We start from the raw sequence: 14783 nt of genomic DNA, 5'->3' as shown, positions 1-14783 counted from the left end.
TAGCGTGCGGAATGCGCATTCGCTCACCGGGGTAACGGTTCGACACGCCGCGCGCGGCATGCATTGACACCCCTGAAGGCGGATGCCAGCATTGGCATACACAGCTTTCGCTCAGGTTCGATCCCGAGCGATGCACGACCGGCCGCTATTGACGGCCGGCCCATTCGAAAGGATCAAGCACATGTCCGATCCCAACGCTCCTCAGGACCCGGCGGGCTCGCCGCAGCAGCCGCCGGCGCCCCAGCCGGCCGCGCCGCAGCCGGCTGCACCTCAGCAGCCCGCGCCGCCGCAGTACGGTGCACCACAGCAGCCGGCCGCACCCCAGTACGGCGCGCCCCAGGCTCCGCAGTACGGGCAGCCGTACGCCGCTCCCGTGCAGAAGTCTCCGATTCTGAGCATCCTGTCGCTGATCGGCGGCATCGTCGGAATCATCGGCTCCTTCTTCTACTTCGGTGGTCTGTTCGCCATCGCGGCCGTCATCCTCGGCTTCATCGGGCGGAGCAGGGAGCCGCAGGCCAAGGGCTTCTGGCTGACCGGCATCATCCTCGGTTTCGTCGCCATCGCGCTCGAGATCATCGTCATCATCGTGCTCGTGGCGATCCTCGCGTCGGTGGGTTCGTCACTCAACAACTACTGATTCAGCACCACCGATCCATCTGCGGCGCGGCGACTCGGATTTCGTTCCGAGCGCTGCGCCGCTGACGTCTACTGACGAAGGAAGGTCCGATGTCCGATCCAAATGCTCCGCAGAACCCGGAGCAGGTGCCCGCGCCGGGTGGCGAGCCCCGGCAGGAGCCGCCGGTCGCACCGCCGTCGGCACCTCCGGTGCCGCAGCAGCCGTCCGCTGCTCCTCCGCAGCCTCCGCAGCCCAACGTGCCTCCTCAGCAACCGTACAGCGCCCCGCCGGCTCCGCCCGTTCCGCCCCAGCCGTACGGCGCGCCGCAGCAGCCGTATGGCGCGCCGCAGCAGCCGTACGGTGCCCCGCAGCAGCCCTACGGTGCCCCGCAGCAGCCGTACGGTGCCCCGCAGCAGCCCTACGGCGCGCCCCAGCAGCCTTATGCTCCGCAGCAGCCGCCTGCCCCGCAGTATGGGGCTCCCGTGCAGCCTCCGTACGGCGCTCCGCAGTACGGGCAGCCGTACGCGCCGACGCCCTCGAAGACCCCGATCCTGAGCATCCTGGCTCTGATCGGCGGCATCGTCGGCGTCATCTCGGTCGGCTGGGGCGTGCTGTTCGGCATCGCCGGTATCGTGCTCGGATTCCTGGGCAAGTCGCGCGAGCCGCAGGCGAAGGGATTCTGGCTCACCGGAATCATCCTCGGCTTCGTCTCCGTCGCCTTCATCCTGCTCTGGATTCTCATCATCGTGATCGGCGCGATCGCCTCGGCCAGTTACAACTCCGGCTACTGAGCACCGAAACGACACGAGGGCCGTTCCGCATCATCGGAACGGCTCTCGTTCGTCTCAGCCCGCGCGCTCGACGAGAAGCGCAACATGGCGTGCGCCGATCCGGGTGAGCACGAGGGTGGCGGATGCCTCCCCCCTCAGCCGGAGCCGCTTGCGCAGTGCCGCGGGGTCGACATCCGCTCCGCGCTTCTTGATCTCGAGGGTTCCGATCCGGCGACTTGCGAGCGCCGCGCGCAGCTCCGACTCCTTGACCGGCAACTCCTCGATGACCCGGAACGCGTCAGCGAACGGGGTGCGCGTCAGGGTGTCGGCCGTGATGTAAGCGATGTCGTGGCGGAGCATCCTCGCCTTCAGCGTGCGGGCGAGGTCGCCGATCAGCCGCGCACGGATGACAGCGCCGTCCGGTTCATACAGATACTCGCCGAGGTCCCCGGTCGGCTCGTCGGCGGAATCGGCCCCGCCGGTGAGTTCGGTCGTTTCGTCTCCGTGCATGACGAGCGCCGCGCGGCGGATGCCGTCTCGTGCGAGCGGCCCGGTCCAGACGCCGACCTCCACCACCTGCCTGTCCACCGAGATCCACTGCGCCTCAGCGCCGTCGGGGATAAGGGCACGGTCGACGCCCGGTCCGAGTTTGACGCCCACGGGCATCCGCTCGGCAAGACCGAAGACGAAGTCGAGACTCGGCGACCACTCGGCCGGGTCGGAGAGCCGTCTCGTGTTCGCGTGCCCGGAGGTGCGGCGCGCTGGGTCGAGATAGGCGGCGTCCTGCCCGGTCAGCTCTGCGTCTTCGGCCCGTGACTGGCGCACCGTGGCGTTCGGGAAGGGCGCGAGGTTGTAGCTCGCGATCGCGGCCGTGACCTCGTCGGCGTCCACTGCGGTGACGTCGAGGTCGAGCGCGGCCATGGCCATGGCGTCGCCTCCGATGCCGCACCCCAGGTCGGCCACCCGGGTGAGGCCGGCTCGGGCGAAGCGTGCCGCGTGACGGGCGGCCACCTGCAGGCGGGTCGCCTGCTCCAGCCCTGCCTCCGTGAACAGCATGCGCGAAGCGAACGGACCGAACTTCGCCGCGGCCTTGCCGCGCAGCTTGGACTGCGTCAGCACCGTCGCCACCAGCCCGGGCGGATGCCCCTGCTTGCGCAACGCGCTCACCATGTGCACCACGTCGGCCGCGCTCTCGTACGGCGGCAGGGAGTCCAGCAGCCGCAGACCCTCCGGGCTCAGCAGCTCGACCAGTTCCGCGCGTTCCACTGCGACAACCTATCGCGACAACTCCACGCGCGAGGGTGCGCGTGGCGTTCCGCCGAGCGTGCGCGTTCGTTCCGGCGAGGGTGCGCGTTCTTCTCCCCGGACGGCCGGTACGAGTTGACCTCAACATTGGTTGAGGTCCTAGGCTCATCAGAGCGGAGGGCGGCACGGGTATTGCATCGAGCGCCACTCTGGGCAACCGCCCGAGGATGCCCGCACCTCCCTCCGCCCTCACCTGCACGACCCGAACACCTCCCGGAACCCGAGACACGACCCGAACGCATGACCGCAACTGAACCCCTGGCAACTCCCGCTTCGTCTCCCGAGGCCCTGGCTCGGCGCATCGCCGTGCCGGCTCCCCGAAGGGCGACCCCAGAAGCCTTCAAGGACGCCTTCCGGCTGCATCCTGCCGGCATCGCGCTGATCACCGCGCTCACCGCAGACGGGCCTGTCGGACTCACCGCCTCGAGCGTGGCATCCGTGAGCGCAGATCCACCGGCGTTGGCGTTCTCCGTGACGCGTGCGACCGGAAGTGCCGGCGGCATCCTGTCGGCGCCGACCCATCTCATACACCTGCTCGACGCCGCGCACGTGGGGCTGGCGGATGTCTTCGCGCACTCGGGAACGGACCGCTTCACTCCGGAACAAGGCTGGTCGGCGCTGCCCACCGGGGAACCGCATCTGCCGAGCGCGCGCGTCGCGCTGCGGTGTCGCATCCTTCAGAGCACTCCGGTCGGATCGTCCGTGCTCGTGCTGGCGGAGGTGCTCGAGATTCATGCCGGAGAACCGGGCGAGCCGGTCGCCTACCTCGATCGGGCGTACCGCGCGCTCTCCGATCCGTCGTAGCGCGGCTCGAGCACCGCCGCTCGTGGAATCGCGTCCCTTGCTTGCACTCACGTTGCACGAGTGCCAACGGTGCGCCTACACTGCTCATTAGCACTCTCACTGTCAGTGTGCTAACTACGTCTTCAGTACAAAGTACAGAAAGAGGTCAACCGTGTCGGTCTCCATCAAGCCGCTCGAGGATCGCATCGTTATCAAGCAGGTCGAGGCTGAGCAGACCACTGCGTCCGGCCTGGTCATCCCGGACACCGCCAAGGAGAAGCCGCAGGAGGGCGAGGTCATCGCCGTCGGACCCGGTCGCATCGACGACAACGGCAACCGCGTTCCGCTCGACGTCAACGTCGGCGACAAGGTGCTCTACTCCAAGTACGGCGGCACCGAGGTGAAGTTCGGCGGCGACGAGTTCCTGGTGCTCTCGGCTCGCGACGTGCTGGCCGTCATCGAGCGCTGACGCTCAGTCTGCTGTCGCAGCAGACGTAACGCTTCGAAGGGGTCCGGATGCCTGGCATCCGGGCCCCTTCGGCGTCCGTGTCGGTGGCTTCGCCCTACGATTGTGCGGTGTCCGAATCCGCGGGGAACGACCCCACCACGTCACCAGCTGTAGCCGCGCCCGCTCGTGCCGGTCGCGGCATCGTGTATGCGGTCTCGGCGTACTTCATCTGGGGATTCCTCCCGATCTACTTCATTGCGCTCGCGCCGACCGGTCCGTTCGAGATCGTCGCCTGGCGCGTCGTGTTCTCGCTCGTGTTCTGCGCCATCGCGATCGTCGTCACACGGGCGTGGCGCGCTTTCGCGGTCATCCTGAGGCGTCCGCGCATCGTGCTCATCATGGGTGCGGCCGGCGCGCTCATCTACGTGAACTGGCAGACGTACGTGTACGCGACGACGTCGGGTCAGGTGGTTGAGGCATCCCTCGGCTACTTCATCAACCCGATCGTGACCGTTCTGCTCGGCGTGATCGTGCTGCGCGAGCACCTGCGCATCACGCAGTGGATCGCGATCGGCGTCTCGGTCGTCGCTGTTGTCGTGCTGACTGTCGGATACGGTCGGCTGCCCTGGATTGCGCTTCTCCTGGCGTTCTCGTTCGGACTGTACGGCCTGGTCAAGAAGCAGGTGGGGCGCAACGTGGATGCCCTCAGCGGCCTCACGCTCGAGACCGCGTGGCTCACGCCCGTCGCGATCGTGCAGCTGATCGTGGTCGGTGTGACGACGGGCATCACATTCGGCCACGTGAGCCTGCTGCACGCCATCGGCATCGTCGGTGTCGGCGTGATCACGGCGGTGCCGCTGCTGTTCTTCGCCGCGGCGTCGCGCCGGCTGCCGCTCATCGTGATGGGGTTCATTCAGTACTTCACGCCGATCCTGCAGCTCATCGTCGGAGTCGTGCTCCTGCACGAGACGATGACGCTGGAGCGCTGGATCGGATTCGCCCTGGTCTGGGTCGCGCTCGTCGTGCTCACGGTCGACGTGGTGCTCGCGGTGCGACGCGATCGACGTGCGGCGGCGGCGGGGGATGCGCCGTCGACGGATGCAGTCTCCTCCGACCCGCTACCGGAATAGGACTCCCTGAACGAACGCGCACCCTCGGGCGGACGGACGCGCACCCTCGGGCGGACGGACCCGCACCCTCGGGTGAATGGACGCGCACTGTCGGGAATGGGGATTCTGGGCCGATCGTCGGGCGCGGGGCGCATAGTGGAGGCATGTCGATCGGCGCGCTGCTGCTCGTCAGCGCTGCACTCGGTACGAGCTTCGCGGAGTCTTACGCGCTTGCTCTCTACCGCCGCGCGGTGCGCGGTTCGCGGGAACGCTACGTGTGGCGCAGCCGCTACATCGTGCTCGCGATGCTGGTCGCCGTGATCTCCGGCGCCATCGCGGTGCTCGATGTGATGCAGGGCGACACGTTCTTCGCGGCGCTCTGGCTGGCGATCGCGGCGATGCGTGTGGTGGTACTCGTGCTCAACCGCGACAAGGACGACGACGACTGGTTCAAACGCACCGGACGGCGCATCCGTTCGGGGGTGCGCAGGCTGGCGGCCGCGCTGCGTCCGGCTCCGGGTGTCGGGGCACCGGTTCCCGCCTGAGCGCCGCCTCCGGTCGGCCGGTGTTCGAGCGGATCGGCCGACCTGAGCGGCCGCACAGGCGCGCGCAGCCGGGCACAGGCATCCGGAATGCTGAGCCGATGCGCGGCGTTAACATGGAACATCCGCGCTCAGGACCCTGCAGCGAAGCCCGTGGCTACTCCATGCGAGCCGGATGCGACGAGCACAGACGAGAAGACGAGCACAGACGAGAACAGGGGAGAGATGGACCAGGCGGACCCGTTCGGATTCATGGGACTGACGTACGACGACGTGATGCTCCTGCCGGGGCACACGGATGTGATTCCGAGTGAGGCCGACACGTCCTCGCGCCTGACCAAGCGCATCAGCGTGGCAACCCCGCTGCTCTCCAGCGCCATGGACACCGTCACCGAGTCGCGCATGGCCATCGCGATGGCCAGGCAGGGTGGCCTCGGGGTGCTGCACCGCAACCTCTCCATCCAGGACCAGGCGACCTTCGTCGACAAGGTGAAGCGCAGCGAGTCCGGCATGGTGAGCAACCCCGTGACGACCACGCCCGACGCGACGGTCGAAGAGGTGGACGCTCTGTGCGGCCAGTTCCGCGTCTCGGGCCTCCCCGTCGTCGAGGATGACGGCAGGCTCGTCGGAATCATCACGAACCGCGACATGCGCTTCGTCTCGCAGTTCGAGAAGTCGTCGACCCTTGTGCGCGACGTGATGACGAAGGCGCCGCTGATCACCGCCCCGGTCGGAGTCGACCCCGACTCCGCGATCGCGATCTTCGCGCAGCACAAGATCGAGAAGCTGCCGCTGGTGGACGCAGAAGGCAAGCTGCGCGGGCTTATCACGGTCAAGGACTTCGACAAGAGCGAGAAGTACCCGAACGCCACCAAGGACTCCGAGGGCCGGCTGCGCGTGGGTGCGGCGATCGGCTTCTTCGGCGACGCCTGGGACCGGGCGATGGCCCTGGTCGACGCGGGCGTCGACGTGATCGTCGTCGACACCGCCAACGGCGACAGCAAGGGCGTACTGGAGATCATCCACAGGCTCAAGCGTGAGCCGCGCTCGGCACACGTCGAGGTGATCGGCGGCAATGTCGCCACTCGCACCGGAGCTCAGGCGCTGGTGGATGCCGGTGCCGACGCCATCAAGGTGGGCGTCGGTCCCGGCTCCATCTGCACCACCCGGGTCGTCGCCGGCGTCGGCGTTCCGCAGATCACTGCCGTGTACGAGGCATCCCTCGCCGCACGTCCCGCCGGGGTTCCGGTGATCGCGGATGGCGGCTTGCAGTACTCGGGCGACATCGCGAAGGCGCTGGTCGCCGGTGCCGACACCGTCATGCTCGGCTCGCTGCTGGCCGGATGCGACGAGAGCCCGGGCGACCTGGTCTTCGTGAACGGCAAGCAGTATAAGAACTACCGGGGCATGGGTTCGCTCGGCGCTCTGCAGACGCGCGGCAAGAAGACGTCGTACTCGCGTGACCGCTACTTCCAGGCGGATGTGCCGAGCGACGACCAGCTGATCCCCGAGGGCATCGAGGGCCGCGTCGCCTACCGCGGACCGCTCTCCTCTGTCGCGTACCAGCTCACCGGCGGCCTTCGGCAGTCGATGTTCTACGTCGGCGCGCGCACGATCCCGGAGCTCAAGGAGCGCGGCAGGTTCGTGCGCATCACGCCGGCGGGCCTCAAGGAGTCGCACCCGCACGACATCCAGATGGTCGTCGAGGCGCCCAACTACACCCGCTGACGCGCCGGCCGCCGCCGGTTCCTCGCTGACGCCGCTACGCCGGTCCTGGAGCAGCGTGTCTCATTTGTTGTGGTTTCAGGACGCCAAACCCGCAGGTTGTGAGACATGCTTGAGCAGCGTGTCTCACTTCTTGCGACTTCGGGATCCCGAACCCGCAGGATCTGAGACATGCTTCAGCGGTGCGTCTCACGTGTTGCGGTATTCGGTGTCCGGAAGTCCCCGCCGTTTGACCGGGCCGGGTCGCTCTGCGAGAATTACTGTCCGAACGGTCGGTAACTAAAGGCGGCCGTGCAGACCTGGCTGTGGCAGTTCTGGCGCGATGAAGGGCGGGAGCGGATGACCGACGCTCGGACTACCCGCATCGAGCGCGGCGACGATCGCATGGTGGTCACGCTTGACCGGCCGCAGACCCGCAATGCGATCGACCAGCGCATGGTCGACGAGCTGCACGGGGTGTGTGCCGAGCTGGAGGTCGAGCCGCGCATCCTGATCCTCGCCGGCGGCGACGGCGTGTTCGCGTCGGGTGCCGACATCGCGGAGCTGCGCGACCGCACGGCGCAGGACGCGCTCGCCGGCATCAACACACGCCTGTTCATACGCATCGCGCGTCTGCCGATGCCCGTGATCGCCGCGGTCGATGGGTGGGCTCTCGGTGGCGGTGCGGAGCTCGCGTACGCGGCGGACTTCCGCATCGGCACGCCGCGCACCGTGTTCGGCAACCCTGAGACCGGGCTCGGCATCATCGCCGCTGCCGGCGCCACCTGGCGGCTCCGCGAGCTCATCGGGGAGCCGCTGGCGAAGCAGCTTCTGCTGGCCGGTCGTCGCCTCGATGCCCAGGAGTCGCTGCAGGCGGGCCTGCTCGGCGAGGTCGTCGAGCCATCCGAGCTGATGGCGGCAGCGCACCGGCTGGCCGACCGGATCGCCTCGATGGATGCCGCGGCCACGATCGCGACGAAGGCGGTGTTCGCGGCGCCGGCCGACGAGCATCCCGAGATCGACCTTCGAGAGCAGGCCGTACTCTTCGAGTCGCCGGAGAAGCACCGGCGGATGACGGGCTTTCTGGAGCGAAGGCAACGCAAGCAGGGCGCGACGGACGGGAGCGCACGATGACGGCGAGCCTGCCGAGGGTCGTCGGCGTGCTCGGCGGCGGAACGATGGGCGCCGGAATCGCACACGCGTTCCTGGTCTCCGGATGCCTCGTGCGCGTCGTCGAGCGTGACGACGAGCAGTGCGAGGCGGCATCCGCTCGCGTGCTTCGTGCAGTGAGGGCCAGCGTCGAGCGCGGAACGACGGAGGAGAGCGTCGAAGCGCTGAACGATCGGCTGTCGGTGGGGACGGCCGACACGGCGTTCGCGGAGTGCGGCCTCGTGGTCGAGGCGGTGCCGGAGCAGTTCCCGCTCAAGGTCGACTCCCTGGCGCGAGTGGCCCGGTCGGCGCCAGACGCCGTCATCGCGAGCAACACCTCGTCGATCTCGATCGACGACCTCGCGGCGACGCTACCGGAGCCCGAACGGTTCCTCGGGCTGCACTTCTTCAATCCGGTTCCGGCCTCGAAGCTCGTGGAGGTGGTGCGCGGAGCCGCGACCGCCGAGACGATCCTGAGCGCAGCACAGGACTGGGTTGCGGCCATCGGCAAGACCGCCGTGACGGTCGCGGACGCCCCGGGTTTCGCATCCAGCCGGCTCGGCGTCGCGCTCGGGCTGGAGGCGATTCGCATGCTCGAGGATGGCGTGGCGAGCGCTGAAGACATCGACCGGGCGATGGAGCTGGGCTACCGGCATCCGGTCGGACCGCTCCGGCTCACCGACATCGTGGGTCTGGATGTGCGGCTCGGCATCGCCGAGTACCTCCACGGCCGGCTCGGCGACAGGTTCGAGCCGCCACAGCTGCTGCGCGACAAGGTGGCCGCAGGGGAACTCGGCCGCAAGACGGGCCGGGGCTTCTTCGAGTGGGACGCGCCGTGATCGCTCAGGAGTCGGGACGGCGATCCACGATGAGATTCGTGATGCGCGCGGTGCAGAGCAGGCGGCCGTCTTCGTCGGTCACCGTGACGGCGTGCGAGGTCACGCGGCGCCCGAGGCTGATCGCCTCTGCGACACCGGTGACGAGGCCGGATCGCGCCGAACGGTGGTGCGTGGCGTTGATGTCGAGGCCGACCGCCGACCTGCCGGGACCCGCGTGGATGACAGCAGCCCACGACCCGAGCGCCTCGGCGAACGCGACGGATGCTCCGCCGTGCAGCAGCCCGAACGACTGGCGGTTTCCCTCGACCGGCATGGTGGCGACGACGCGCTCCGCAGACTGCTCGAGGATCGTCACGCCCATCTTGACGTCGAGCTCGCCGAGTTCAATGCGCCACGGCTCGTCGTCACTCACAGCCGCAGGCTACCAGCCGCCACGAGACCGCATGGCAGCCCCGAGACAGCGGGTGATTCCCACGGTCTCGGGGAGGGCGTGCAGCCTCGCGAACGCGAACCCCACAGCAGGAGGCACACGATGACCGACATACTGCCCAGCTACGTGCAGGGAGCCTGGTGGACGCCCGACGACGATGGCGACGCCGTCGACGTGCGCGACGCATCCACCGGTGAGGTGGTGACCCGCGTCAGCACGAACGGACTCGACTTCCCGGGGGCGCTGGAGTACGCGCGCTCGGTGGGGCAGGCATCCCTCGGCCGGCTTACGTTCCATCAGCGCGCACTGCTGCTCAAGCAGTTCGCGCAGGCACTCACCGAGCGCAAGGACGAGCTGTACGAGCTCTCGGCACGCAGCGGAACGACGAAGACGGATGCCATGGTCGACATCGACGGCGGCATCGGCGTGCTCTTCACCTACTCATCGAAGGGCAGGCGTGAGCTGCCGAACACGCAGGTCGTCATTGACGGACCGGCGGAGCGGCTGTCGAAGGACGGCACATTCCTCGGGCGGCATGTGTACACCCGGCTGCCCGGGGTCGCGGTGCAGATCAACGCGTTCAACTTTCCGGTCTGGGGGTCGCTGGAGAAGTTCGCGCCCGCGTTCCTGGCCGGCGTTCCGACACTGGTCAAGCCCGCCACCCCGACCGGGTACCTCGCCGAGGCGTATGTTCGCATCCTCGTCGATTCCGGACTGCTGCCCGACGGCACGCTGCAGCTCGTCTCCGGCAGCGTTCCCGGGCTGTTCGACGCGCTCCGGCTCGGCGATCTGGTGTCGTTCACCGGATCCGCGTCGACGGCGGAGCGGCTCAGGGGGAACGAGTCCGTGCGCACCGGCGGCGTGCGGTTCACGAGCGAAACGGACTCCATCAACGCGTCGGTGCTGGGCAAGGATGCCGCACCCGGCACACCGGAGTTCGACGCCTTCGTCGAGAGCGTCGTCGCCGAGCTCACGGTGAAGGCCGGTCAGAAGTGCACCGCCATCCGCCGCGTGATCGTGCCCGAGCGGATGCGCGGCGCGGTCATGGCCGCGATCGGCGACCGGATCGCGCAGCGCGTGGTGATCGGCGACCCGCGTGCCGACGGCGTCACCATGGGTCCGCTCGCCTCTCTGCAGCAGCGCGAGGAGGTGCTCCGGCAGGTCGGCCGCCTCGTCGACGCCGGCGGACGCATCGTGCTCGGCTCGCTCGACGCGCCAGAGGTCGTGCGTGCAGACGGCAGCCGCGGCGCGGACACCGACGGTGCGTTCGTCGCGCCCATCCTGCTCGAGTTCGAGGATCCATGGACGGATGCCGTGCACCGCATCGAAGCTTTCGGTCCCGTCGCGAGCGTGCTCGGCTACAGCGAGACCGCGGATGCCATCGCCCTCGTGAACGCGGGCCGCGGCTCGCTTGTGACGAGCGTCGCGTCGCACGATCCCGCCGAGGTCGTCGACCTGGTCTCCGGCATCGCCGCCTACAACGGGCGCGTGCTCGTTCTCGACCGCGACGACGCCCGCACCTCGACGGGCCACGGATCCCCCGTGCCGCACCTCGTGCACGGCGGCCCGGGCCGTGCGGGAGGCGGTGAGGAGCTGGGCGGTATCCGGGCGGTGCTGCACCACATGCAGCGCAGCGCCATCCAGGGGTCCCCTGACATGCTCACGGCGATCACGGGGGAGTGGCACGCCGGTGCGGCTGCGGATGCCGGTGGCAGGCATCCGTTCCGCAAGTCGCTGGCCGAGCTGCGCATCGGCGACCGCATCTCGTCCCCGTCGCGCGCGGTGACGATGGCGGACATCGAGCGCTTCGCCGAGTTCACCGGTGACACGTTCTACGCGCACATGGACGAGGAGGCGGCATCCGCGAACCCGTTCTTCCCCGGACGGGTCGCGCACGGCTACCTGCTGGTGTCGTTCGCCGCCGGGCTCTTCGTCGATCCTGACCCGGGGCCCGTGCTGGCCAACTACGGACTCGAGAACCTGCGATTCCTGACGCCGGTGTCGCCCGGTGACAGCATCCGGGTCGACCTGACGGCGAAGCAGATCACGCCGCGCGAGACGGATGACTACGGCGAGGTGCGCTGGGACGCCGTGCTGACGAACCAGCGCGACGAGACGGTGGCCACGTACGACGTGCTGACCCTGGTGGCGAAGGAGTAGGCCCTGGAGGCGTACTTCGACTTCTCCCGGGCTGTCGGCAAGATGAAGCCGCTTGAAGAGGCAAGACGGCGCGCCAATTTCGGGGTTGCGGCTCCGACCGTCAGTGCCTTCGGCCGACGCTGACTACGCCCTCGGGCGAGCAACCCGCAACCCGTCGAGCGCAACCGTGAGCACGTCGTCCGCGAGCTGCGCGGCGCTCTCGGGTCCGCCTGGCCGGTACCACTCGACGATCGAGTTGATCATGCCGAAGAGAAGACGGGTGGCGATGCCCGGATCGATGTCGGCGCGCAGGGATCCCTCGTCGCGGGCATCCTTCACGAGGACGGCCACCGAGCGGTCGAAGGCGCGACGCCGCGCCAGTGCCCTGCGCTCGACATGCGTATTGCCGCGAACACGCAGTAGCAGCGTGACGTAAGGCAGCCGTTCGACGAGCACGAGGACTGCACCGCGCAGAACGTGTGCGAGGCGATCGGCCGCGGCGCCGTTGCGGGCGCCGTCCTCGAGCAGCACGCCTTCGAGACCGTCGAGCGCCTCGTTCAGCGCGAGTTCGAGCAGCTCGTCTTTGGATGCCACGTGATGATAGATCGCCGACTTCGACAGCCCCAGCCGCTCGGCCAGCACTCCGATCGAGGTCGCGTCGTAGCCGAACTCGTTGAACGCCGCGACCGCAACCTCGAGCACGCCGCGCTGGTCGTAGCCCGGACGCCCTCGCTTCACCTCGGGTGCTTCTGGTTTCGCCTCGGTCATCATGCGTCAGTCTTTCAGTACGTGCGTGCTTTCAGTACGTGCGCGGCCGTGCGGACAAGACTCGACACCGCCCGAAAACAGGCACATCGCGCCGGAACAGGCACATCTTGCCTGCTCTCACGGGGAACACGCTTTCCTGCCTGTTTTCGCGCGGGCCGGGGTCGCGGGCCGGGGTCGCGGGCCGGCGGGCGCACGTCGGGGCGTCACCGCAGGTCATACACCCTCTTGTACTTGCCTTCACTGCGCGGCAGCGTTCCGGGCTCCTCCAGCTTGATCTCCACAGTGGAGCCGAGCCGGCTCTTGATCCGCTCGGCCAACACCACGGCGGCTGCCTCGCACGTCTCACGGGGAAGGGACGGGTGGCGTTCGATGCGCACGGTCATGGCATCCATCGCGCCGGACTTCGTCAGCTCGATCACGAAGTGCGGGGTCAGTGTCTCGATGCTGAGCACGAGCTCCTCGATCTGCGTCGGGAACAGGTTGACGCCACGAAGGATGATCATGTCGTCGTTGCGTCCGGTGATGCGTTCCATACGCCGCATCGCAGCTCTCGCCGTGCCGGGAAGCAGCCGCGTGAGGTCGCGGGTGCGGTAGCGCAGCACAGGAAACGCCTCCTTGGTGAGCGAGGTGAACACGAGTTCTCCGGTTTCGCCGTCGGGCAGCGGCCGGCCGTTCGCGTCGATCACCTCCGGAAGGAAATGGTCTTCCCAGATGTGCGGGCCATCCTTCGTCTCCACGCACTCGTTCGCGACGCCCGGCCCCATTACCTCGCTGAGCCCGTAGATGTCGACGGCGTCGAGGTTCATGCGCTGCTCGATGGTGCGGCGCAGCTCGTTCGTCCACGGCTCGGCACCGAGGATCGCCACTCTCAGGCTGGTGGAGCGCGGGTCGACGCCGGCCTGTTCCATGGCATCCGCGATCGTCAACAGATAGCTCGGGGTGCACATGATGGCATCCGGCCTGAAGTCGACGATGAGCTGCACCTGTCTGGCCGTCTGCCCCCCGGAGACCGGGATGACCGTGGCACCGAGCCGCTCGATGCCGGCGTGGGCGCCGAGCCCGCCCGTGAACAGGCCGTAGCCGTACGCGTTGTGCACCTTCATGCCGGGCCGCACGCCGGAGGCCCGCAGCGATCGCGCCACCAGATCGCCCCAGCGCTCCAGGTCGCCGATGGTGTAGCCGACGACAGTTGGCCGTCCGGTGGTTCCGCTGGATGCGTGGATGCGCGCCACCTTCGACATCGGCACCGCGAACATGCCGAACGGGTACGTCTCTCGCAGGTCCGCCTTCGTCGTGAAGGGCAGCAGATGCACGTCGTCGAGCGAGCGGATGTCCGTGGGCGCGACTCCCACCTCGTCCAGCTTTCGCGTGTACAGCGGCACGTTCTCGTAGGCGTGCCGCACCGTCCACTGCAGCCGCTCCAGCTGCAGGGCGCGCAACTCGTCCACGCTCATCCGCTCGGCCGGGTCGAGGGATTCGGGGTCGGCCGGCGTCATCCGCAGCGCCGTGGTCTGTGTCGTCGTCATCGACGGCCTCCTGTTCAGTGGTGCCGGTGTGCCTACGGATTGCCCGCGTGGTGCCCCGCTGCCGCGCCCCGCAGGTGAGGCTAGGCGTATGCGCCGAGACCACGTGTATGGCACGTAGTGCCGGCGCAAACGCCTAGTTTCGGTGGTCTGCCATGGCTTGCGCGGGCTCGAGAGGCGGCGCGGGCCGCCGGGTGGTGACGGAGCGCCCGCGGAACTCCGCGACGCGGTCGCCGGTGTCGTCGACGATGCTCACGTCGTACAGCCCGGTGCGGCCGCTGCGCACGACGCGGCGGGCGGTGGCGGTGAGCACGGCGCCCGCGCTCGTCGACTTGAGGAACGTGATGTCGGCACCCGCGGCGACCGTGACGTCGTCGTCCTCGTTGCAGGCGATCGCGAACGCGGTGTCGGCGAGCGCGAACACGAGGCCGCCGTGGATGATGTCGAAGCCGTTGAGCATGTCGTCGCGCACAGGCATCCGCACCACCGCATAACCGGCCTCGTCAGTGACGACCTCGATGCCGAGGGCCGCCGATGCCCTGTCGCGCTGCATCATCGTCTGGCTGCTCATGTCGCTCCTCATCGAACGTGCCCGCTCGTCATCGACCGGGTGTTGATATACTAACTGAACGTTCGGTAAGTATAGAAGCGGAGACGA

15 protein-coding genes are annotated in these 14783 nt (G+C 68.4%); 10 read left to right on the top strand and 5 right to left on the bottom strand.

Annotated elements, in window-relative coordinates; translation table 11 throughout:
- Positions 1-181 precede the first annotated feature (181 nt).
- Together ACYVII_RS15680 and ACYVII_RS15675 are read left to right on the top strand one after the other, a co-directional pair.
- A complete protein-coding gene (locus ACYVII_RS15680) occupies positions 182-637 on the top strand; it encodes a DUF4190 domain-containing protein (protein ID WP_460536772.1) in 456 nt (151 codons plus the stop codon).
- An 89-nt stretch (positions 638-726) separates the two neighbouring features.
- Positions 727-1407, top strand: coding sequence for a DUF4190 domain-containing protein (locus ACYVII_RS15675; RefSeq protein ID WP_460536770.1), 681 nt, complete (start codon positions 727-729; stop codon positions 1405-1407).
- A 54-nt stretch (positions 1408-1461) separates the two neighbouring features.
- Here the strand turns inward: ACYVII_RS15675 and ACYVII_RS15670 are convergent, their stop codons facing one another.
- Complete coding sequence (locus ACYVII_RS15670; protein ID WP_460536768.1) at positions 1462-2652, bottom strand: class I SAM-dependent methyltransferase; 1191 nt, start codon at positions 2650-2652, stop codon at positions 1462-1464.
- 279 nt (positions 2653-2931) lie between these two features.
- Here ACYVII_RS15670 and ACYVII_RS15665 point away from each other — a divergent pair, with 279 nt between their 5' ends.
- From ACYVII_RS15665 to ACYVII_RS15635, 7 genes are all read left to right on the top strand, one after another.
- Positions 2932-3495, top strand: a complete 564-nt coding sequence (locus tag ACYVII_RS15665) for a flavin reductase family protein (RefSeq protein ID WP_460536766.1) — start codon at positions 2932-2934, stop codon at positions 3493-3495.
- Between the two features lie 151 nt (positions 3496-3646).
- Complete coding sequence (gene groES / locus ACYVII_RS15660) at positions 3647-3943, top strand: co-chaperone GroES (protein ID WP_170024899.1); 297 nt, start codon at positions 3647-3649, stop codon at positions 3941-3943.
- A gap of 47 nt (positions 3944-3990) precedes the next feature.
- Positions 3991-5052: an EamA family transporter gene (gene rarD, locus ACYVII_RS15655; protein WP_460536764.1), complete on the top strand. Its 1062-nt coding sequence runs from the start codon at positions 3991-3993 to the stop codon at positions 5050-5052.
- Between the two features lie 143 nt (positions 5053-5195).
- Complete coding sequence (locus ACYVII_RS15650; RefSeq protein WP_460536761.1) at positions 5196-5576, top strand: hypothetical protein; 381 nt, start codon at positions 5196-5198, stop codon at positions 5574-5576.
- A gap of 222 nt (positions 5577-5798) precedes the next feature.
- On the top strand, positions 5799-7301 hold the full coding sequence (gene guaB / locus ACYVII_RS15645) for an IMP dehydrogenase (protein ID WP_460536926.1): 1503 nt from the start codon (positions 5799-5801) through the stop codon (positions 7299-7301).
- A gap of 336 nt (positions 7302-7637) precedes the next feature.
- Positions 7638-8411, top strand: coding sequence for an enoyl-CoA hydratase/isomerase family protein (locus tag ACYVII_RS15640; protein WP_460536760.1), 774 nt, complete (start codon positions 7638-7640; stop codon positions 8409-8411).
- A complete protein-coding gene (locus ACYVII_RS15635; RefSeq protein WP_460536758.1) occupies positions 8408-9265 on the top strand; it encodes a 3-hydroxyacyl-CoA dehydrogenase family protein in 858 nt (285 codons plus the stop codon). The genes ACYVII_RS15640 and ACYVII_RS15635 overlap by 4 nt, the downstream gene beginning before the upstream one ends.
- Before the next feature lie 4 nt (positions 9266-9269).
- On the opposite strand, the gene ACYVII_RS15630 is transcribed toward ACYVII_RS15635, so the two are convergent.
- Positions 9270-9626 (bottom strand): PaaI family thioesterase, encoded by a 357-nt coding sequence (locus ACYVII_RS15630; protein WP_460536923.1) that lies wholly within the window; start codon positions 9624-9626, stop codon positions 9270-9272.
- Positions 9627-9797: 171 nt separating this feature from the next.
- On the opposite strand from ACYVII_RS15630, the gene paaZ reads away from it, so the two are divergent.
- The gene (gene paaZ, locus ACYVII_RS15625; protein ID WP_460536756.1) at positions 9798-11855 is read left to right on the top strand and encodes a phenylacetic acid degradation bifunctional protein PaaZ; all 2058 of its coding nucleotides are present in this window, start codon (positions 9798-9800) and stop codon (positions 11853-11855) included.
- Between the two features lie 123 nt (positions 11856-11978).
- On the opposite strand, the gene ACYVII_RS15620 is transcribed toward paaZ, so the two are convergent.
- The 3 genes from ACYVII_RS15620 to paaI all read right to left on the bottom strand — a co-directional run bounded on the left by ACYVII_RS15620 (position 11979) and on the right by paaI (position 14696).
- Complete coding sequence (locus ACYVII_RS15620) at positions 11979-12602, bottom strand: TetR/AcrR family transcriptional regulator (protein WP_460536754.1); 624 nt, start codon at positions 12600-12602, stop codon at positions 11979-11981.
- A 203-nt stretch (positions 12603-12805) separates the two neighbouring features.
- Positions 12806-14128: a phenylacetate--CoA ligase gene (paaK, locus tag ACYVII_RS15615; RefSeq protein WP_460536752.1), complete on the bottom strand. Its 1323-nt coding sequence runs from the start codon at positions 14126-14128 to the stop codon at positions 12806-12808.
- A gap of 133 nt (positions 14129-14261) precedes the next feature.
- A complete protein-coding gene (gene paaI, locus ACYVII_RS15610; protein WP_460536750.1) occupies positions 14262-14696 on the bottom strand; it encodes a hotdog family protein in 435 nt (144 codons plus the stop codon).
- Between the last annotated feature and the right edge of the window lie 87 nt (positions 14697-14783).

It is taken from the genome of Humibacter ginsengiterrae (assembly GCF_054780115.1).
The sequence above is the reverse complement of the archived record's forward strand: the minus strand, read 5'-3'. Positions and strand labels throughout refer to the sequence as shown.

Coding starts and splice junctions, on each gene's coding strand:
- ACYVII_RS15635 (WP_460536758.1), top strand. CDS start 8,408: ATGACGGCGAGCCTGCCGAGGGTCGTCGGCGTGCTCGGCGGCGGAACG.
- rarD (WP_460536764.1), top strand. CDS start 3,991: ATGCCTGGCATCCGGGCCCCTTCGGCGTCCGTGTCGGTGGCTTCGCCC.
- ACYVII_RS15640 (WP_460536760.1), top strand. CDS start 7,638: ATGACCGACGCTCGGACTACCCGCATCGAGCGCGGCGACGATCGCATG.
- paaZ (WP_460536756.1), top strand. CDS start 9,798: ATGACCGACATACTGCCCAGCTACGTGCAGGGAGCCTGGTGGACGCCC.
- ACYVII_RS15650 (WP_460536761.1), top strand. CDS start 5,196: ATGTCGATCGGCGCGCTGCTGCTCGTCAGCGCTGCACTCGGTACGAGC.
- ACYVII_RS15680 (WP_460536772.1), top strand. CDS start 182: ATGTCCGATCCCAACGCTCCTCAGGACCCGGCGGGCTCGCCGCAGCAG.
- ACYVII_RS15630 (WP_460536923.1), bottom strand. CDS start 9,626: ATGGGCGTGACGATCCTCGAGCAGTCTGCGGAGCGCGTCGTCGCCACC.
- paaI (WP_460536750.1), bottom strand. CDS start 14,696: ATGAGCAGCCAGACGATGATGCAGCGCGACAGGGCATCGGCGGCCCTC.
- ACYVII_RS15665 (WP_460536766.1), top strand. CDS start 2,932: ATGACCGCAACTGAACCCCTGGCAACTCCCGCTTCGTCTCCCGAGGCC.
- ACYVII_RS15675 (WP_460536770.1), top strand. CDS start 727: ATGTCCGATCCAAATGCTCCGCAGAACCCGGAGCAGGTGCCCGCGCCG.
- paaK (WP_460536752.1), bottom strand. CDS start 14,128: ATGACGACGACACAGACCACGGCGCTGCGGATGACGCCGGCCGACCCC.
- guaB (WP_460536926.1), top strand. CDS start 5,799: ATGGACCAGGCGGACCCGTTCGGATTCATGGGACTGACGTACGACGAC.
- ACYVII_RS15620 (WP_460536754.1), bottom strand. CDS start 12,602: ATGACCGAGGCGAAACCAGAAGCACCCGAGGTGAAGCGAGGGCGTCCG.